General features: G+C 63.8%; 17 protein-coding genes. 7 read left to right on the top strand and 10 right to left on the bottom strand.

Annotated features, from left to right (window positions below; all coding sequences use genetic code 11):
- Positions 1-3 precede the first annotated feature (3 nt).
- On the bottom strand, positions 4-1,017 hold the full coding sequence (locus tag NKI41_RS18205) for an alpha-ketoacid dehydrogenase subunit beta (protein WP_352684378.1): 1,014 nt from the start codon (positions 1,015-1,017) through the stop codon (positions 4-6).
- Between the two features lie 2 nt (positions 1,018-1,019).
- Positions 1,020-2,252 carry a 3-methyl-2-oxobutanoate dehydrogenase (2-methylpropanoyl-transferring) subunit alpha gene (locus NKI41_RS18200; protein ID WP_352684376.1) on the bottom strand — a complete coding sequence of 411 codons (1,233 nt, stop codon included), beginning with the start codon at positions 2,250-2,252 and terminating at the stop codon, positions 1,020-1,022.
- Between the two features lie 429 nt (positions 2,253-2,681).
- Between NKI41_RS18200 and holA the strand changes: the two genes are divergently transcribed.
- On the top strand, positions 2,682-3,728 hold the full coding sequence (gene holA, locus NKI41_RS18195; protein WP_352500823.1) for a DNA polymerase III subunit delta: 1,047 nt from the start codon (positions 2,682-2,684) through the stop codon (positions 3,726-3,728).
- A gap of 227 nt (positions 3,729-3,955) precedes the next feature.
- Here holA and NKI41_RS18190 read toward each other — a convergent pair whose 3' ends face one another.
- The 5 genes from NKI41_RS18190 to mnmE form a co-directional block, all read right to left on the bottom strand.
- Positions 3,956-4,837, bottom strand: coding sequence for a ParB/RepB/Spo0J family partition protein (locus NKI41_RS18190; protein ID WP_352684374.1), 882 nt, complete (start codon positions 4,835-4,837; stop codon positions 3,956-3,958).
- A 45-nt stretch (positions 4,838-4,882) separates the two neighbouring features.
- Positions 4,883-5,683 (bottom strand): ParA family protein, encoded by an 801-nt coding sequence (locus NKI41_RS18185; RefSeq protein ID WP_084642633.1) that lies wholly within the window; start codon positions 5,681-5,683, stop codon positions 4,883-4,885.
- A gap of 33 nt (positions 5,684-5,716) precedes the next feature.
- Positions 5,717-6,358: a 16S rRNA (guanine(527)-N(7))-methyltransferase RsmG gene (gene rsmG, locus NKI41_RS18180; protein WP_352684372.1), complete on the bottom strand. Its 642-nt coding sequence runs from the start codon at positions 6,356-6,358 to the stop codon at positions 5,717-5,719.
- Positions 6,355-8,244, bottom strand: a complete 1,890-nt coding sequence (gene mnmG, locus NKI41_RS18175; protein WP_352684370.1) for a tRNA uridine-5-carboxymethylaminomethyl(34) synthesis enzyme MnmG — start codon at positions 8,242-8,244, stop codon at positions 6,355-6,357. Before mnmG ends, rsmG begins: the two co-directional genes overlap by 4 nt.
- A 383-nt stretch (positions 8,245-8,627) precedes the next feature.
- Positions 8,628-9,956 carry a tRNA uridine-5-carboxymethylaminomethyl(34) synthesis GTPase MnmE gene (gene mnmE, locus NKI41_RS18170; RefSeq protein WP_352684368.1) on the bottom strand — a complete coding sequence of 443 codons (1,329 nt, stop codon included), beginning with the start codon at positions 9,954-9,956 and terminating at the stop codon, positions 8,628-8,630.
- Between the two features lie 58 nt (positions 9,957-10,014).
- Here mnmE and NKI41_RS18165 point away from each other — a divergent pair, with 58 nt between their 5' ends.
- On the top strand, positions 10,015-12,033 hold the full coding sequence (locus NKI41_RS18165; RefSeq protein ID WP_352684366.1) for a thioredoxin domain-containing protein: 2,019 nt from the start codon (positions 10,015-10,017) through the stop codon (positions 12,031-12,033).
- 50 nt (positions 12,034-12,083) lie between these two features.
- Here the strand turns inward: NKI41_RS18165 and rho are convergent, their stop codons facing one another.
- The 3 genes from rho to hemE all read right to left on the bottom strand — a co-directional run bounded on the left by rho (position 12,084) and on the right by hemE (position 15,092).
- Positions 12,084-13,349: a transcription termination factor Rho gene (gene rho / locus NKI41_RS18160; protein WP_023675925.1), complete on the bottom strand. Its 1,266-nt coding sequence runs from the start codon at positions 13,347-13,349 to the stop codon at positions 12,084-12,086.
- 166 nt (positions 13,350-13,515) lie between these two features.
- The gene (gene hemJ / locus NKI41_RS18155) at positions 13,516-14,061 is read right to left on the bottom strand and encodes a protoporphyrinogen oxidase HemJ (protein WP_502898648.1); all 546 of its coding nucleotides are present in this window, start codon (positions 14,059-14,061) and stop codon (positions 13,516-13,518) included.
- A 2-nt stretch (positions 14,062-14,063) separates the two neighbouring features.
- Complete coding sequence (gene hemE / locus NKI41_RS18150; RefSeq protein WP_352684364.1) at positions 14,064-15,092, bottom strand: uroporphyrinogen decarboxylase; 1,029 nt, start codon at positions 15,090-15,092, stop codon at positions 14,064-14,066.
- Positions 15,093-15,493: 401 nt separating this feature from the next.
- Between hemE and NKI41_RS18145 the strand changes: the two genes are divergently transcribed.
- The 5 genes from NKI41_RS18145 to dnaQ all read left to right on the top strand — a co-directional run bounded on the left by NKI41_RS18145 (position 15,494) and on the right by dnaQ (position 19,319).
- A complete protein-coding gene (locus tag NKI41_RS18145; RefSeq protein ID WP_254817949.1) occupies positions 15,494-16,312 on the top strand; it encodes a pyruvate, water dikinase regulatory protein in 819 nt (272 codons plus the stop codon).
- A 164-nt stretch (positions 16,313-16,476) separates the two neighbouring features.
- Positions 16,477-17,076, top strand: coding sequence for a Maf-like protein (locus NKI41_RS18140; RefSeq protein WP_352684362.1), 600 nt, complete (start codon positions 16,477-16,479; stop codon positions 17,074-17,076).
- Positions 17,069-17,911 (top strand): shikimate dehydrogenase, encoded by an 843-nt coding sequence (locus NKI41_RS18135; protein ID WP_352491250.1) that lies wholly within the window; start codon positions 17,069-17,071, stop codon positions 17,909-17,911. Before NKI41_RS18140 ends, NKI41_RS18135 begins: the two co-directional genes overlap by 8 nt.
- A complete protein-coding gene (coaE, locus tag NKI41_RS18130; RefSeq protein ID WP_352473995.1) occupies positions 17,908-18,510 on the top strand; it encodes a dephospho-CoA kinase in 603 nt (200 codons plus the stop codon). The genes NKI41_RS18135 and coaE overlap by 4 nt, the downstream gene beginning before the upstream one ends.
- Before the next feature lie 86 nt (positions 18,511-18,596).
- Positions 18,597-19,319, top strand: coding sequence for a DNA polymerase III subunit epsilon (dnaQ, locus tag NKI41_RS18125; RefSeq protein ID WP_352473994.1), 723 nt, complete (start codon positions 18,597-18,599; stop codon positions 19,317-19,319).
- The last annotated feature ends 388 nt before the right edge of the window (positions 19,320-19,707 follow it).

Raw genomic sequence — 19,707 nt, 5'->3', positions numbered from 1 at the left:
CCCTCAGGCTTCCATCGTTTCGACCAGCGCGCGGCCTAGCCGGGCAGGACCGGGAAAATAGTCCCACTCCTGCGCATGCGGATAGGGCGTGTCCCAGCCGGTGACCCGCGCCACAGGCGCTTCCAGATGATAGAAGCAGCTCTCCTGAACCAGCGCCGAAAGTTCGGCACCGAACCCCGATGTCAGCGTCGCCTCGTGCACGACCACGCAGCGCCCGGTCTTGTTGACCGAGGCGACGATCGTCTCGAGGTCGAGCGGCAGCAGTGTCCTCAGATCGATGATCTCGGCATCGATGCCGGTCTCCTCGGCCGCCGCCTGGGCGACATAGACCATCGTGCCGTAGGCAAGCACGGTGACCGCCGCACCCGGCCGTCGGATCACCGCCTTGCCGAGCGGCACCGTGTAATGGCCGTCGGCAACCTCGCCGAGCTCATGTTTCGACCATGGCGTTACCGGCCGCTCGTGATGACCGTCGAAGGGGCCGTTGTAAAGTCGCTTCGGCTCCAGGAAGATCACCGGGTCGGGATCCTCGATCGCCGCGATCAGCAGGCCTTTGGCGTCATACGGGTTCGAGGGCACCACGACTTTCAAGCCGGAGACGTGGGTGAACAGCGCCTCCGGGCTCTGGCTGTGGGTCTGGCCGCCGAAAATGCCGCCGCCGGTCGGCATTCTCACGACGATCGGGCAGGTGAAATCGCCGTTCGACCGGTAGCGCAGCCGCGCCGCTTCCGAGACAATCTGGTCGTAGGCTGGATAAACATAGTCGGCAAACTGCACCTCGACACAAGGCTTCAGCCCGTAGGCGGCCATGCCGATGGCCGCGCCGACAATGCCGGATTCGCTGATCGGCGCATCGAAGCAGCGGCCCTTGCCGTATTTCGCCTGCAGGCCTTGCGTGCAGCGGAAGACGCCGCCGAAGAAGCCGACATCCTCGCCGAACACGATGACTTGGCTGTCGCGCGCCATCGACACGTCCATGGCGTCGCGGATCGCCTCGATCATGGTCCGCCGCGGCATGGTCAGACCCCTGCCTGTTGGCGCTGGCGCCTGAGATGCGGCGGCATCTCGGCATAGACGCCCTCGAACATGTCGCGCGCCGAGGGCTTGCCGCCGGCATGCAGGGTGCCATGGCGCTCGGCCTCCCGCTGCGCCGAAATCACCGTGTCGAGGATTTCCGCCTCGGCCTGGGCGTGGCGTTCGTCCGACCAGACGCCGCGCTGGATGAGATGGTTCTTCAGCCTGACGATCGGGTCGCCGAGCGGCCAGGCATCGGACTCGGCCTTCGGCCGGTAGGCCGACGGGTCGTCGGAGCTCGAATGGGCGCCGACGCGGTAAGTGACGTATTCGACCAGCGTCGGCCCGAGATTGCTGCGCGCCCGTTCCGCCGCCCATTTGGCCACCGCATGGACGGCGAGATAGTCGTTGCCGTCGACGCGCAGTGACGGAATGCCGAAGCCGAGCCCACGGGCGGCAAAAGTACCGGAGCCGCCGCGGGCGATGCCCTGGAAGGTCGAGATCGCCCACTGGTTGTTGACGACGTTGAGCACGACCGGCGCCTTGTAGGTCGAGGCGAACACCAGCGCCGAATGGAAGTCGGACTCGGCGGTCGAACCGTCGCCGATCCACGCGGCGGCGATCTTTGAATCATTGCTGATTGCCGAGGCCATCGCCCAGCCGACCGCCTGGATGTACTGCGTCGCCAGATTGCCGGAGATCGAGAAGAAGCCGTGCTCCTTCGACGAATACATGATCGGCAATTGCCGCCCTTTCAGCGGATCGGCCTCGTTCGAATAGATCTGGTTCATCATCGTGACCATCGGGTAGCCGTCGGCGATGAGCAGGCCGGCCTGCCGATAGGTCGGAAAATTCATGTCGCCGCGCGCCAGCGCCTTGCGGAAGGCGCAGCTCACTGCCTCTTCGCCGAGATGCTGCATGTAGAAAGAGGTCTTGCCCTGGCGCTGCGCCATCTGCATGCGCGCATCGAAGCTGCGCAGCGTCATCATATGGCGCAGCCCCTCCAGCAACTCGTCGTCCGAAAGCAGCCCTGCCCACGGCCCGACCGCCTCGCCGGCGCGGTTGAGCACGCGGATGATCGAGAAGGCCAGATCGCGGATGTCGCGCGGGTCGACGTCGATCTTCGGGCGCGGCACCGAGCCAGCCTTTGGAATGCTCACATTAGAGAAATCCGGCGTCCCGCCCGGCCGCACTTCCGGTTCCGGAACATGGAAGCGCAGCATTCCGGCATCGGCCATGATCTCGGTCCTCCACTGTTGCCCGGCCAGGATACTTGCACACCGCCAGACCAGTGCCAATTCGTCGGGCGAGGCTTCGCTGCCGCTGGCTGCTGCCCGCGGCAGACAGGATGGAGATATGTCGGCGAAATTTCTTGTCGATCTTCCGCGCCGGCGCGCAATTTGGGAGATGATTGCGCCGGGTTTCCCGCCAGATAAGGCAATGCGTCGGGTTGGGCGGCACGAGCACCTCCTTCTCCCCTTGTGGGAGAAGGTGGCCGAGCGAAGCTCGGTCGGATGAGGGTGTTCCAGCTTGGCACCAACAGCGCTCCGGCCAGCACCCCTCAACCGTCTTGGCGCTGCGCGCCAATCCACCTTCTCCCACAAGGGGGAGAAGGAAAGGAGGGCGGCGCCGTTCACCCCGCGCCCGCGTCATGCTAATCAGCGCCCATGGCACAAAAGAAAGCATACGAGGTCGATGCATGGCTCGCGAAGCCGGATCCGCGCGTCTCGATCGTGCTGCTTTACGGTCCCGATCGCGGGCTGGTTGCCGAGCGGGCAAAGGCCTTTGCCGGCAAGACCGGCCTGCCGCTTGACGATCCGTTCTCGGTCGTCAGGCTGGACGGTTCGGAGGTCGATCGCGACGAGGGCCGTCTGCTCGACGAGGCGCGCACCGTGCCGATGTTTTCGGAGCGGCGCCTGCTATGGGTGCGCAACGCCGGCGCTCAGAAGGCGCTTGCCGATGACGTCAAGGCGCTGACGTCGGAGCCCGCGCGGGACGCCATCATCCTCATCGAGGCCGGCGACTTGAAGAAGGGCGTCGGCCTGCGCGCCGTGGTGGAGGCGGCGGACAATGCCATGGCTCTGCCTTGCTACGCCGATGAGGCCAGGGACATCGACACGGTCATCGACGACGAACTGCGCAAGGCCGGCATGTCGATGACGCTGGAGGCGCGGCAGGCGCTGCGCCGCAATCTCGGCGGCGACCGGCTGGCCTCGCGCGGCGAGATCGAAAAGCTTGTGCTTTATGCGCATGGCCAGGCCGAAATCGGCCTCGACGACGTCAAGGCGACGTCTGGCGATGTCTCGGGCCTCTCCTTCGACGCGGCGGTCGACGCCCTGCTCGAAGGCAGGATCGCCGATTTCGACACCGCCTTCACCCGCCATTGCCAGTCCGGCGGCCAGCCCTTTCTGGTACTTTCATCGGCGATGCGGCAGTTGCAGGCGATCCAGGCGATGCGCGGCCAGATGGACGCCGGCGGCCGCAATGCCGCTTCGGTCGTTGCCGCGGCGCGCCCGCCGGTGTTTTTCTCCAGGCGCAAGCTGGTCGAGAAAGCCCTCGAACGCTGGAGCAGCGAGGCGCTCGGGCGCGCCCTCAACCGCCTGCAGACGGCGGTCCTGCAGACACGCCGGCGGCCGGATCTGTCGGTCGCGCTGGCACGCCAGGCCCTGCTCGGCATCGCCGTGGAGAGCGCCAGGCTGGCGCAGCGCACCTGATCTCCCCCTTGAGGGGGAGATGTCGCCAAAGGCGACAGAGGGGGTCACAGCGCGTAAAACACCAGCCCCTTCCGCGAAGACAGAGGAGGTGGGCGCTTGAAATTTGACGACCCCTTCTGGCCTGTCGGCCATCTCCCCTCAAGGGGGGAGATTGACTACTTCGACGATTTCGCCAATCACCGCACGGCAGCAAAAATCTTATTTGCCGGCTAATTTTAGCAACCTACCTACTCCCGCTTCAGCCTTCGGCAAAGCTCGTCAAGCTGCTCCAGCGTCCGGTAGGCGACGCTGATCACGCCGCCGCGCTGGTTGTGCTCGATCGTGACGATCATGCCGATCGTGCTGGTCATCAGCCGCTCCAGCGCCAGCGTGTCGGCATCCTTTTGCGGCGGTGCGGCGGGCTGGCGTTTTGCCGACGGCGCGCCGACCGGCAGCTGCGCCAAGGCCTCGGCCTGGCGCACCGAAAGCCCCTCATCGATGATCCGCTTGGCAAGCCCGGCCGGGTCGTTGGCCGTCACCAGGGTACGGGCGTGGCCGGCCGAGAGCGCCCCGTCGACCAGCATGTCGCGGATGACGTCGGGCAGCTTGAGCAGTCTCAACGTGTTGGCGACATGGCTGCGGCTCTTGCCGATCACCTGGCCGAGATCGGCCTGGGTATAGCCATGGTCGTCGATCAGCTGCTGGTAGCCGAGCGCCTCCTCGACCGGGTTGAGGTCGGTGCGCTGGACGTTTTCGATGATCGCCAGTTCGAGCGCCGTGCGATCGTCGACGTCGCGCACGATAATCGGGATTTCGGTCAGCCCGGCGCGTTGCGCCGCACGCCAGCGTCGCTCGCCGGCGATGATCTCATAGCGGCCCGGCTGGGTTTTCGACGGCCGCGCCACCACCGGCTGCACCACGCCATGTTCGCGGATGGACTGGGCGAGGTCGGTCAGGTCGGCGTCGCCAAAATGCCGGCGCGGGTTTTTCGGGTTAGGGCTGAGGAACTCGATCGGCACCTTGCCGTCGGCCGCCAACCCGGGCTTTTCCGGTGCCGCCGGGCGATCGATTTCGCCGATCAGGGCCGCCAGTCCCCGTCCCAGTCTTTTCCTCGAAGGGTCTTCGTTCATCGTCCGTCCAGATCGTTTCGGTATCGAATCGCTTGTTGGTTACTGCTAGGCGGCACGCAATTTGCGCTCGCGGCGGATGACTTCCGAAGCAAGCTGCAGATAGGCCTGGCTGCCCGAACATTTGAGGTCGTAGAGAATCGCCGGCTTGCCGTAGGACGGCGCCTCGGAAACGCGGACATTGCGCGGGATGACGGTTTCATAGACCTTGTCGCCCATATGCGCCCGCACATCCTGCACCACCTGGTTGGCGAGATTGTTGCGCCCGTCGAACATGGTCAGCACGATGCCCTGGATCGTCAGGTCGGGGTTGATCGAGCGGCGCACCTGCTCGACCGTCTCCAAAAGCTGGCTCAGGCCCTCCAGCGCGAAAAACTCGCACTGCAGCGGCACCAGCACCGAATCGGCCGCAGCCATCGAATTCAGTGTCAGCAGGTTGAGCGACGGCGGGCAGTCGATCAGCACATAGCCGAAATTGGCCGAGCGCTCAGCCGAAGCCCGCAGAGCGTTGCGCAGCCGCAGCACTCGATCCGGCGCCGAGGCGATTTCCATCTCGATGCCGAGCAGGTCGAGCGTCGACGGTACGATCGACAGGCCAGGCACCGCCGTCGGGATCGCCGCCGCTTCGAGATCCAGCTCGCCGGTCAGCACATCATAGGACGAGACGGTGCGGTCGCGCCGGTCGATGCCAAGTCCGGTGCTGGCGTTGCCCTGCGGGTCGAGATCGACGATCAGCACCTGTTCGCCTATGGCCGCCAGCGCGGTGGCCAGATTGATGGCGGTCGTCGTCTTGCCGACGCCGCCCTTCTGGTTGGCGACGGTGATGATTCGGGGGCCGTTCTTCATCATGGGTCTATGCCAGAAATTCATTTGGGTCGCCGGTCACAAGCCAGGGTGCTGTCGCAAGTCGGATACTTCGAGAATGACGCCCTGTGCGTCGGTTGCACTGGCATGTTCTACCAGATCGAAAGACCATCGTTGAGCGCTTTCTGCCACTTCGGCGCGGTAATCCCGGCCTTTGTGAAACAGGCCGCGCGAACCCTTGGTCAGCCACGGTGCCGCCAGGTCGAGCAGGTCGGGCAGCGAGGCGAGTGCCCTGGCTGTGACGATTTGCGGTGCAGGAACAAGCGGATAGCTGTCGTCGATGCGGCGCGCGATAACCTTGGCGGGCAGGGTGAACTGTCCAATGACCGCTTGCAGGAACGATGCTTTTTTCCGGTTGCTTTCAACCAGGTCGATACCGGCGCCGTCCCGCTCGGCAAGCAAAAAGGCCAGCACAAGGCCGGGAAACCCACCGCCGGAGCCGAGATCGACCCAGCGCTTCGCCTCTGGTTTGATTCGCGCCAGCTGCGCGCTGTCAAGGATGTGGCGGCGCCAGACATCGTCCTGCGTCGATTGCGCGGCCAGATTGATCCGGCGGTTCCATTTCCGGAAGACGGCCTCGAACTCGACCAGGCGATCGAATGTTTCACGTGAAACCGGGCCCGCTGCCGCCTGCAGGTTTGCCCAGGACGCAGCGCTCACGCGACCTGCTTTCGCGCGGCCGCCTCGGCATTGCGGACATGGGCGACAATAATCGCCAGCGCCGCCGGCGTCATGCCTTCCATGCGTTGCGCATCGGCAATCGAGCGCGGCTGGCGTGCCAGCATCTTCTGCTTCAACTCGTTCGACAGGCCGGGAACAGAAGCAAAGTCGAGCAATTTGGGAATAAGCCTGCTCTCCTCATGCCTGATCTGCGAAACATCGGCCTGCTGCCGGTCGAGATAGACAGAATATTTGGCTTCCGTTTCAAGACGTTCGGCCGTTTTGCTGTCGATCGCCGCGAAAGCCGGCTCGATTCGCGCCAGCCAGGCGATATCGACGCCGGGATAGGCCAGCAGCTCATAGGCCGAGCGGCGGACGCCGTCCCGGTTGATTTCGAGCCCATGGCGCGCCGCCTCATTGGGGGTCATGGTGGTGCCGAGGGCGAGCTGTCGCGCCTTCTCAAGGTCTTGCATACTATTGTTGAACCGCTGCATCCGCTCCGGCGAGGCAATCCCCAGCCTTATCGCCAGTGGCGTCAGCCGCTCATCGGCGTTGTCGGCTCGCAGCGATAGCCGGAACTCGGCCCGCGAGGTGAACATGCGGTAGGGTTCGGCAATGCCGCGGCTGGTCAAATCGTCGACCATCACGCCGATATAGGCTTCGGTGCGGCTGAGCACGATTTCCTCGCTCGCCGACGCCTTGCGCGCTGCATTCAAGCCGGCAAGCAGCCCTTGCGCGCCGGCCTCCTCGTAGCCGGTGGTGCCGTTGATCTGGCCGGCGAGGAAAAGGCCGGCAATCCGCTTGGTTTCCAGCGTCGGCTTGAGCTCGCGTGGATCGACATGGTCATACTCGATGGCATAGCCCGGCTGCAGCATCGTTGCCCGCTCCAGCCCCGGAATGGTCTTCAGGATGTCGAGCTGCACGTCCTCGGGCAGCGAGGTCGAAATGCCGTTCGGGTACACCGTGTCGTCGTCCAGCCCTTCCGGCTCCAGAAAGATCTGGTGGCCTTCGCGGTCACCGAACTTGACGATCTTGTCTTCGATCGACGGGCAATAACGCGGCCCGACGCCTTCGATCGAGCCCGAATACATGGCCGAGCGGCCGAGATTGGCGCGAATCAGCTCGTGCGTCGCATTGGTCGTTCGGGTAATGCCGCAATGGATCTGCGGATTTTCGATGCGATCGGTCAGCAGTGAGAACGGCACGGGGTCCTCGTCCGCCGCCTGGCTCTCCAGTGACGCCCAATCGATCGTCCTGCCGTCCAGCCGCGGCGGCGTGCCGGTCTTCAGCCGCCCGAGCTTGAAGCCGGCGCGGCTCATCGTCGCCGACAGGCCGACGCTCGCCTGCTCGTTCATGCGGCCGGCGACGATCTTCTTCTCGCCGATATGGATCAGCCCGCGCAGAAAAGTGCCGGTCGTCAGCACCACGGCGCCGCAGGCGAGCCGGCTTCCATCCGCCAGCAGCACCGCCGCGATGCGTCCGTCGTCGATTTCCCCGTCGTTGATTTCGAAATCCAGCACCTCGCCTTCGATGACATCGAGGCCAGCCTGTTCGCGAATCGCCGCCTGCATGGCGAGCCGATAGAGTTTTCGGTCGGCCTGCGTCCGTGGCCCGCGCACCGCCGGTCCTTTGCGGCGGTTGAGCAAACGGAACTGGATGCCTGCGGCATCGGCGACGCGCCCCATCAGCCCGTCCATGGCGTCGATCTCGCGAACCAGATGGCCCTTGCCGAGGCCGCCGATCGCCGGATTGCAGGACATCACGCCGATCGTGTCGAAGCGCAGCGTCACCAGCGCCGTTCTGGCGCCAGCCCGCGCGGCCGCACTAGCCGCCTCGCAACCAGCATGACCGCCGCCCACCACCACCACATCATAGTGATTGGTCATTTCAGAATCCCGAATTTAAGTGGACCGACACATGTCCCTGGAGGCACGCGCTGTCAAGGATGCAGGGCGCTTCAGACGCATGACTGCTCCCGACAATGCAGACAGAGATTGCCTGGCGCCGCCCTGTCTTCCTTCTCCCCTTGTGGGAGAAGGTGGATTGGCGCGCAGCGCCAAGACGGTTGAGGGGTGCTGGACGAAGTGCGGTTTTGCCAAGCTGGAACACCCCTCATCCGACCGAGCTTCGCTCGGCCACCTTCTCCCACAAGGGGAGAAGGGGAGACGCTACGAGCGGGATCGTTTCACGTGAAACAATCCCCCTATTCCTGGGCCCGTGTTTCACGTGAATCACCCCGGTGTGGCCCTTCCCCTATGTTTCACGTGAGTCATTTGCCGATACAAAACTGCGAAAAAATAACATCGAGCATGTCCTCGACATCGACCGCACCGACGATTCGTCCAAGCCGATCCGCCGCCAGGCGCAGTTCCTCGGCCCGTAGCTCCTGCCCGCGATCACCACTGACCACTGCTGCGAGCAGGAAGCGTTTCGTCTCGTTGAGCAGCTCGACGTGCCGCAGCCGCGACGGCAGGACATCGCCGGCCTTGCCGATCTGGACTGCGGCACGACGCCCGATCTCGTCCAGCAGTTCGGCCAGACCCGTGCCGTCCCGCGTCGAGATAGCGAAATCATAGTGCGCCGCAGGCGAGGGCGATTTGCCCCCCAGCAGGTCAATTTTTGTTCCGACCCTCAGCGCCTGAATGTCGCCCGGCAGCATACCGATCGCGATTGGCTCCGCCAGATCCTCCAGCAGCAACAGCAGATCAGCGCTGTGCGCCTTGGTCCTGGCCTTCTCGATGCCGATCGCCTCGATCTTGCCGGGCGCCTCGCGCAGACCGGCGGTGTCGGTTACCCTGACCCGCACCCCCTCCAGGTCCAGTACCACCTCGAGCAGGTCGCGGGTCGTGCCGGGCTCGTCGGTGACGATGGCCGCTTCGCGCCGCGCCAAGGCGTTGAACAGGCTGGACTTGCCGGCATTCGGCGCGCCGAGGATTACCACTTCGAACCCATCGCGAATGATTTCGGCGGCACGAAAGCCGGCGACATGGCGCTCTATTTCCCCGATCATCGCCCGGACATCGGACCAGACTGTACCGGCGACCGAGCCCGGCACGTCATCCTCGTCGGCAAAGTCTATCTCGGCCTCGATCATCGCGCGGGCGTGGATCAGCCGTCGGCGCCAGCCCAGATAGAGTTCGCTCTGCACGCCTTGGGCGTTGTGAACGGCAAAGCGCCGCTGCGCCTCGGTTTCGGCGTTGATGAGATCGGCCAGCGCCTCGGTTTCGACCAGATCGAGCTTGCCGTTGAGAAAGGCGCGGCGGGTGAATTCGCCAGGCTCGGCATGCCTGACGCCGTCGAAGGAGGCGATCGTTTCCAGCATCCTCGCCACAACGGCGCGCCCGCCATGCACATGGAGCTCTGCAACGTCCTCGCCGGTAAAACTGTCGGGGCCAGCAAAGAAGACGACCAGGCCGCTGTCCAACACCGATCCGTCGGGCGCCCGGAACTTGCGATAGGTGGCAACACGGTTTGGCACAGTCGATCCGGAAATCGTTTCGACTACGAATCGACTCTGCGGCCCGGAAATGCGGATCACCGCAATGCCGGCCGGCAGGCGCCCACTCGACAGCGCCACGATGGAGTCTTTTGAAATCATTTGCCCGCTCTGCCGAAGCGCCCTAGCTATGCCTGTTCAATCCGCATCGAGTAGTGCCGTGACATTGCCTGCACAAAACCTGCTTGCCGAAGAGGCCAGCCCCTATCTGCAGCAGCACAGCGGCAATCCCGTGCACTGGCGGCCATGGTCGCCCGCCGCTCTGGCCGAAGCAAAGGTGCTGCAGCGTCCGATCCTGCTCTCTGTCGGCTACGCCGCGTGCCATTGGTGCCACGTCATGGCGCATGAGAGCTTCGAGAACGACGACGTCGCCGCCGTCATGAACCGTCTCTTCGTCAATATCAAGGTCGACCGCGAGGAGCGCCCCGACATCGACCAGATCTACATGGCGGCGCTGTCCTCGATGGGCGAGCAGGGCGGCTGGCCGCTGACCATGTTCCTGACCCCGGACGGCAAGCCGTTCTGGGGCGGCACTTACTTTCCGCGCGAAACCCGCTACGGCCGGCCGGGTTTCGTCCAGGTGCTGGAGGCGGTTGACAAGGCTTGGCGGGAGAAGAAAGAAAGCGTTAACCAGAGTGCCGACGGCCTGACCACGCATGTCGAGACGCGGCTGGCTGGCAGCCATGGCAAGGCCGTGCTCGACCGCGGCATGCTGGCGAACCTCGCCAATGGGATTGACGGCATGATCGACCGCGATTTGGGCGGTCTGCGCGGCGCGCCGAAATTCCCCAACGCGCCGTTCATGCAGAGCCTCTGGCTGACCTGGCTGCGCGACGGCACCGCATCGCACCGCGACGCCGTTCTCCTCAGCCTCGAAAAGATGCTGGCCGGTGGCATCTATGACCATATTGGCGGCGGACTCAGCCGCTACTCGACCGACGCCGAATGGCTGGTCCCGCATTTCGAAAAAATGCTCTACGACAATGCCCAGCTCATCCGCTTGTGCAATTGGGCCTATGCGTCAACCGGCGAGGAATTGTTCCGGCTGCGGATCGAAGAGACCATTGCCTGGCTGTTGCGCGAAATGCGAGTCGAGGGCGATGCCTTCGCCGCCAGCCTTGATGCCGATAGCGAGGGCGAGGAGGGGTTGTTCTACACCTGGAGCAGGGATGAGCTCGAGGCAGCCCGTGGCGACGATTCAGCATTGTTTTTCAAATACTTCACGCTTGCCGATCCGCATGGTTGGGAAGGCAAGCCGATCATTTGCCAGACTGATGCTCAACAGGCGCAGAGCGTCGTCGATCGTGACCTTCTGGTTCCGCTCAAGCAAAGGCTGCTGGCCGCGAGGGAACAGCGCGTGCGGCCCGGGCGTGACGGCAAGGCCCTGACCGACTGGAACGGCTTGATGATCGCAGCCCTTGCCGAGGCCGGACGGTCGCTTGGCCGATCCGACTGGATCGAAGCGGCGGCAGCGGCCTTTGCCGCAATTGCGGCTGCCGGACGTGACGGCCGCCTGCCGCATTCGATGCTCGGCGCAAAGAAGCTGTTTCCGGCTCTGTCGAGCGACTATGCCGCCATGGCCAACGCCGCCATCTCACTGTTCGAGGCGACCGGCAATCCCGGCTACATCGATCACGCCGGGAACTTCATTGAGCAACTCGATCTTTGGCACCGGGACAGCGACAAGACCGGCTATTATCTGACCGCGTCCGACAGCGCGGATGTGCCGATCCGCATCCGCGGCGATGTCGACGAAGCCATTCCTTCCGCTACCGGCCAGATCATCGAGGCTCTGGTCCGATTGTCGTCGCTTTCGGGCGATCTCGATCTCTGGGACAAAGCCTGGACAGTCGCAGAGCACGCGGGCGGGCGGGCGGAGCACCAGGGCTATGGCCAGGCGGGTATAGTCAATGCCTGCGCCTTGGCGCTTGAACCGCTGAAGCTGGTGATCGTGGATAGACCAGAGACTCCAAGGCTTGTTCCGGTTGCGAATCGAAATCCAGACCCGCGCCGGGTGGACATCGTCGTGCCTGTTGGCTCGGCGACAAATCTGCCGGCCTTGCCAGGCGGCGTCCTGCCGCCAACGGCCGAGCCCGGCGCCTGGCTCTGCACGGGGCAGGTCTGCCTGCCGGTGATAACCGACGCTGAGGAACTCGAGCGGCAGTTAAGCCGTCGATAGGTCGAGGTGCACAGAACCGGAACGCCGGCGGGACAGCGCCTTTGCCCCCTTTACGTATTCATCGAATCGAAGAAATCCGCGTTGGTCTTGGTCTGCTTGAGCTTGTCGATCAGGAACTCGATGGCGTCGGTCGTTCCCATCGGCGCCAGGATGCGGCGCAGCACGAAGATCTTCTGCAGGTCCTGGCGCGGAACCAGCAGGTCCTCCTTGCGGGTGCCGGATTTGAGGATGTCCATGGCCGGATAGATGCGCTTGTCCGCCACCTTGCGGTCGAGCACGATTTCCGAATTGCCGGTGCCCTTGAACTCTTCGAAGATGACCTCGTCCATGCGGCTGCCGGTATCGATCAACGCCGTGGCGATGATGGTCAGCGAGCCGCCTTCCTCGATGTTGCGGGCAGCACCGAAGAAGCGCTTCGGCCGCTGCAGCGCGTTGGCGTCGACACCACCGGTCAGCACCTTGCCGGATGACGGCACGACGGTGTTGTAGGCGCGGCCGAGGCGGGTGATCGAATCCAGCAGGATGACGACGTCACGGCCGTGCTCGACCAGGCGCTTGGCCTTCTCGATGACCATTTCGGCAACCTGGACGTGGCGCACCGCCGGCTCGTCGAAGGTCGAGGACACCACCTCGCCCTTCACCGAGCGCTGCATGTCGGTGACTTCCTCCGGCCGCTCGTCGATCAGAAGCACGATCAAATAGCATTCCGGATGGTTGGTGGTGATCGAATGGGCGATGTTCTGCAGCAGCACCGTCTTGCCGGTGCGCGGCTGCGCCACGATCAGGGCGCGCTGGCCCTTGCCGAGCGGCGCCACCAGGTCGATGACGCGCGCCGAAATGTCCTTCGAGGTCGGAACCTCCATCTCCATCTTCAGCCGCGAGGTCGGATAAAGCGGCGTCAGATTGTCGAAATGGATCTTGTGGCGGATTTTTTCCGGGTCGTCGAAATTGATCGTGTTGACCTTGAGCAGCGCGAAATAGCGCTCGCCCTCTTTCGGGCTGCGGATCGGCCCTTCGACCGTATCGCCGGTCTTCAGCGAGAACCGCCGGATCTGCGACGGTGAAATATAGATGTCGTCGGGACCCGGCAGATAGTTGGCATTGGCGGAGCGCAGGAAGCCAAAGCCGTCCTGCAGCACTTCGACGACGCCGTCGCCGATGATCTCAATATCCTGGGTCGCCAGCCTCTTCAGGATCGCGAACATCAGCTCCTGCTTGCGCATGACGCTGGCATTCTCGACTTCGAGCGATTCCGCATAAGCGATCAGCTCTGGCGGTTTCTTGTTCTTGAACTCTGTGAGCTTCATTTCTTGCATCATTAGACGGACTCTGAGTAAGCTTTGGGAAAAATATCGGCGGGATGCGACAAATGCCGGGCGCGGCCGAAGCGACAAATGGGCGGCGCATGACGGGAAGGAAGACCCGTCTTTTATCGTCGGTCGGTTGAAAGAGCAAGCCGCCTTTTGCGGGCAACCGAAGACGTCAGAACGGTTTCACGATTACCAGGACGACGATGACGATCATCAGCAATGTAGGGATCTCATTGACGATCCGCCAGTGCCTTGCCGATTTTTCATTGCGGTCTTCGGCAAATTTGCGGACGGCGCCGGCGAGATAGCCATGCACGGCCGACAGGCCCACCACCGCAGCGATCTTGGCATGCAGCCAGCCGCCTTGAAAACCAAAGCCTTTCCAGGCGAGCCACAGGCCGAATGCCCAGGTGATCACCATTGCCGGATTGATGATGCCGCGCAGCAGGCGGCGCTCCATCACCTTGAAAGTCTCCGACTGGACGGAGCCTTTTTCGGCATCGGCATGATAGACCAGCAAGCGCGGCAGATAGAGCATGCCAGCCATCCAGGAGATGACGGCAATCACATGGATCGCCTTCGCCCAAGGATAGAAATCATCGGGCCCGAAGAAAAACAGCAGCCCGGCCAGCACCAGGAAGATGGCGATCGCGATTGCCGCGCGGCGCATCGCGCCCTTACCGGTGTTGGTGCCGTTCGCATTGTCCGCGCCCATCATCGTCACGATGCGCTCCGCACCAGCTTGACCATCCGCTCGACATGAGCGAGCGGCGTCTCGGGCGTGATGCCGTGGCCGAGATTGAAGATCAGCGGCCCGTCGCCCAGCGCCTTCAGGATCGCCCCCACGCCGTCGTCAAGCGCCTTGTCGCCGGCTACAAGCCGCAGCGGATCGAGATTGCCCTGCACGGCTCCGTCACGCTGCAATTCCTTCGCGCTCGACAATGGCACGGTCCAGTCGAGGCCCAGCCCGGTCACGCCGGTCTTCTGGCGATAGCTTCGATAGTGATCTCCCGCGCCCTTGGGAAAGCCGATGATCGGAACATTGGGATGGGCAGCCTTCACTTGCCGGACGATCGAGGCCACCGGCTCGACGCAGAACAATTCGAAAGACGCTTCGTCGAGCACGCCTGACCACGAATCGAAGATCTGCACCACGTCGGCGCCGGCCTCGATCTGGCGGATCAGATAGGCAGCCGAATGATCGGCCAGCACCTTCAGTAGCCTAAGAAACGCCGTCGGCTCGCGATAGGCGAACAGCCTGGCCGGCGCCTGGTCGGGCGTACCGTGGCCGGCAATCATGTAGGTCGCCACCGTCCACGGCGCACCGCAGAAGCCGATCAGCGTCGTTTCATCAGGCAGTCTGGCGCGCAACCGCCGCACCGTCTCGTAGACCGGCTCGAGATTCACGTGAAACGTTTCGCCGTCGAGAGCCGCAATTTCCGCAGCCGTGATCGGCGTCAGCAGCGGGCCGCGTCCTTCCTCGAAGCGCACGTCGCGGCCGAGCGCATGCGGCACGACAAGAATATCGGAAAACAGGATCGATGCATCGAAGCCGAAGCGTTCGATCGGCTGCAGCGTCACTTCGACGGCGAGATCCGGGTCGTAGCAAAGATCGAGGAAGGATCCGGCCCGTCTCCTCGTCTCCCGGTATTCCGGCAGATAGCGGCCGGCCTGGCGCATCATCCAGAGCGGCGGCGGAAACGCCGCCTTGCCTCTCAACACGTCCAGCACGATCCGGTCTTGAGGCATTGAGCGCTCGCCTTTCCAGGCTTCCCTATAATTAAATATTCTATTTTTAGGAATCTTATGATTCTAAGAGTCTGTTGGTTGTGGTGGTTGTCTCCTGTCCCGCTTTGCCCTCGAAAAGACCAGCCAGCATATTGTCGCGCGCTTCTCCAACGGGATTGCAGGACTTTGTGGAAAGTCGGGAATTTACGACTGGAGTCAATGCGTTGCCGCCAGGCCAGGGAAATTGCCCCTGTGGATGAAGCGAAGGCAAAAAGCTCCGTCCCCGGACTTGTCCCCAACCGCCCGGAGAAGCCGACAGCACATCGAATTGTGGACAAACCGCCATCTGATACAGTCGCTTTGCGGTGGCCGAGTTTCCCGCCCGGCTTATCCACATCGGCCCACAGCCTGGAATGTATCCTGTGAACAAACCGCAGAGCTTCTTTCACCTTCACCTGATTTCCGACGCCACCGGCGAAACGCTGCTGGCCGCCGGCCGCGCGGCTTCCGCGCAATACAAGGACGCGCGCGCCATCGAACATATCTACCCGCTCATCCGCACCGAAAAGCAGGTGACGAAGGTGTTCGAGGATATCGAGGAGGAGCCGGGCATCATCCTCTATACGGTGGTCGACCAGAAGCTTGCCCGCGGCATCGACGAACGCTGCGCGGCCATGGGCCTGCCTTGCGTCTCGGTGCTGGAACCGGTGCTGACGGTGTTCCAGTCCTATCTCGGCACGCCGGCCGGCCGCCGCGTCGGTGCCCAGCATGTGCTGGACGCCGAATATTTCCGCCGCATCGACGCGCTCAACTTCACCATGGAGCATGACGATGGCCAGCTGCCGGCCAATATGGATGATGCCGACATCGTGCTCGTCGGCATCTCCCGCACCTCGAAGACGCCGACCAGCATCTATCTCGCCAATCGCGGCATCAAGACCGCCAACATCCCGATCGTGCTCGGCGTTCCGGTGCCCGAAAGCCTGGTCAATGCCACGAGGCCGCTGATCGTCGGCCTGGTCGCCACCGCCGAACGGATCTCGCAGGTCCGGCAGAACCGCATTCTCGGCACCAGCGCCTACGAACCGACCGACTATGTCGACCGCGCCGCGATCGCCGAAGAGCTCGCCTATGCCCGCCAGATATGCACGCGGCACGGCTGGCCGATGATCGACGTCAGCCGCCGTTCGATCGAGGAGACGGCGGCGGCCATCGTTGCCCTGCGCGGCAAGACGCGCTAGGGCGTGTGATATTCAGGTGATGCCGGCCTGCAAACGGCGGTTTCCTGCGCTTCCGGTGCTCACGTACGAAAAGTACGCTCCGCTCCGGTTCTCGGAAGCCGCCGTTTTCGGCTCGGCCTGACCTGAATCTCGACACACCCTAGTGTCAGGAACCGGGTGAAAAAATGGCTGAAAAAATCATCCTTGCCTCGGGCAGCCCGTTCCGCAAGGCGCTGCTCGTCAATGCCGGCGTCACTGTCGAAGCGGTTCCGGCCTCTGTCGATGAGCGCGCGCTCGAGGCGCCGCTGCAGAATACTGGCGTGTCGCCGGAGGACGTCGCCCTGGTGCTCGCCGAAGCCAAGGCCACCGACGTCAGTGAGCGCAAGCCCGGCGCCCTGGTGCTCGGCTGCGACCAGACGCTGTCGCTCGGCGACGAGCTGTTCCACAAGCCGGCCGACATGGAAGGGGCGCGCCGTCATCTGCTGGCGCTGTCGGGCAAGACGCATCATCTCAACAGCGCCGTCGTGCTCGGCCGTGACGGCCAGGTTCTGTGGCGGCATGTCGGCATCGCCAGCCTGACCATGCGCAAGCTCGATCCGGGCTTCATCGGCCGCCATCTGGCGCGCGTCGGCGCCAAAGCGTTGTCCAGCGTCGGCGCTTACCAGATCGAAGGCGAAGGCATCCAGCTGTTCGAAAAAATCGAAGGCGACTATTTTACTATTGTCGGCTTGCCACTTTTGCCGGTGCTGGCCAAGCTGCGTGAGTTCGGGGCGATCGATGGCTGAGGCCCCGAAAAAAGCCTTCGTCACCGGCCACCCGATCGCGCATTCCAGGTCTCCGAAGATCCACGGCCACTGGCTGGCGAAATACGGCATCGACGGCGTCTACGAGGCAATCGACGTTGCACCGGAGGCGTTTGCCGAATTCCTGCAGACGCTGCAGGCACAAGGCTATCGCGGCGGCAACGTCACCATCCCGCACAAGGAAGCCGCCTTCGCACTGGCGGCGCGCCGCGACGCCGACGCCGAACAGATAGGTGCGGTCAATACGCTGTGGTTCGAGAATGGCGAATTGTGCGGCGGCAACACCGATGCCCATGGCTTTGCCGCCAATCTGGACGAATATGCACCGGGCTGGGCGGCTAACGGCCCCGCCGTGGTGCTCGGTGCCGGCGGCGCCGCTCGCGCGGTCATCCATGCGCTGAAGCAGCGCGGCGTCAGCGACATCCGCATCGTCAACCGGACGCTTGCGAGGGCGCAGGAGCTGCGCGACGGCTTCGGTGCCGGCGTTTCCGCCCACAACCTCGCGGCGACCGGCGAATTGCTCGAAGATGCCGGCCTGCTGGTCAACACGACGGCGCTCGGCATGCATGGCAATGAAGGCCTGTCCGCGGATCCAGGCAGACTGCCGGACCGCGCCATCGTCACGGACATCGTCTACGTGCCGCTGGAGACGCCGCTGCTTGCTACCGCCAAAGCGCGCGGCCTGAGAACCGTCGATGGGCTCGGCATGCTGCTGCACCAGGCGGTGCCCGGCTTCGAGCGGTGGTTCGGCATCAGGCCAGAAGTCACCGCCGAACTGCGGCAAATAATTATTGCCGATATCGGCGCGATAAAATGATCGTGCTCGGCCTCACCGGATCGATCGGCATGGGCAAATCGACCGCGGCCAAGATGTTCGCCGAGGCCGGCGTGCCGGTCCATGATTCCGACGAGGCTGTGCATCGCCTTTATGCCGGCAAGGCCGCGCCCTTGGTCGAGGCGGCCTTTCCCGGCACCACCCGATCCGGTGCGGTCGACCGCGCGGCACTGGCGGAGCGGGTGCTCGGCGACGCCGCCGCGCTGAAACGGCTGGAAGCGATCATCCATCCGCTGGTCCGTGCCGACGCCGATGCCTTCCTGGCTGAACATCGTGCCGCCGGCGCGCCGCTTGCCGTGCTCGATATACCGCTGCTGTTCGAGACCGGCGGCCGCAACCGCGTCGACAAGGTCGTGGTCGTCACCGCGCCGCCCGAAGTCCAGCGCGCCCGCGTGCTGGCGCGGCCGGGCATGAACGAGGAGAAACTGGCGTCGATCCTGGCCAGGCAGGTTCCCGACACCGAAAAGCGCCGGCGCGCCGACTTTGTCATCGACACCGGTCAGGGCTTTGACGCCACTCGCGCGGCCGTCAAGGCCATCATCGCCGAACTAGTCGTGGATAAGGCAGCCAGGCCTGGTTAAGAGGCTTGCAGACCCACATTACTTGTTGCCATTTTGTTCCTGGTGTGATTCGGCTAGAATGATGCCGGCACCAGTGGACTGATTCGATGCGTGAGATCATCTTCGATACGGAAACCACCGGCCTCGACACGCGCGAGGACCGCGTCATCGAGCTTGGCGGCGTCGAGCTGGTCAACCGCTTCCCGACCGGCCGAACCTTCCACAAATACATCAACCCGCAAGGCCGCCAGATCCATCACGAGGCGCAGGCCGTGCACGGCATCAGCGCCGCCGATCTTCAGGGCAAGCCGACTTTCATGGAGATCGCCGAGGAGTTTCTGGCCTTCATCGACGGCGCCAAACTGGTCGCGCACAATGCCGGCTTCGACATCGGCTTCCTCAATCTCGAATTCGGCCGGCTTGGCCATCCGGCCATCGATCCGGGACGGATCGTCGACACGCTGGCGCTGGCGCGCCGCAAGCATCCGATGGGCCCCAATTCGCTCGACGCGCTCTGCCGCCGCTACGGCATCGACAACGGCCGCCGCACCAAGCACGGCGCGCTGCTCGATTCGGAATTGCTGGCCGAGGTCTATATCGAGCTCATCGGCGGCAAGCAGGCAAGCCTTATCCTCGACAGCATCCTGACTCCGGCGGGCGGCAGGCAGAATGTCGACGACATCGATATTTCGATCGGTGTGCGGCCGATCGCCTTGCCGTCGCGCCTGACCGATGCCGAGCGCGCAGCACACGCAGGCATGGTTGGCAGCCTCGGCGAAAAAGCGCTGTGGCTGCGCGTCCCCCCGGAAGCGAGTTCCGCGGCACAGTGATTTTGACCGGAGTGATCCTTCGCGCCCCCCTCTGTCCTGCCGGACATCTCCCCCTCAGGGGGGGAGATTGGCAGACCCAGCGGCTCGCTCATTCCTGCGGCGATGAAGGATGGCGAAGGCTGACGTGAAGTCCGATCTCCCCCCTTGAGGGCAGGGCTATCGCAGATGATAGTGTGTTGAAGGTTCTGCAAAAAGTTTTGGATGGAGAACGGCGCCTGCTCTGAGGGCGAGCGGCCATGGCACGGTGGTGACGTTGCGATCACCGATTCCCGTGGAAGGGGAAGTGCCATGACCAATCGAGAAGTTAGACTGAGCAGAGGCGAGTTGAAAGCGTTGCTGTTGTCGGATGAGGACGGCTTTCGCCAGGCATTGCAGAGTGTCGTGCAGG

The sequence above is a fragment of the Mesorhizobium sp. M0601 genome (assembly GCF_040320845.1).
GTDB lineage: Bacteria > Pseudomonadota > Alphaproteobacteria > Rhizobiales > Rhizobiaceae > Mesorhizobium.
The sequence above is the reverse complement of the archived record's forward strand: the minus strand, read 5'-3'. Positions and strand labels throughout refer to the sequence as shown.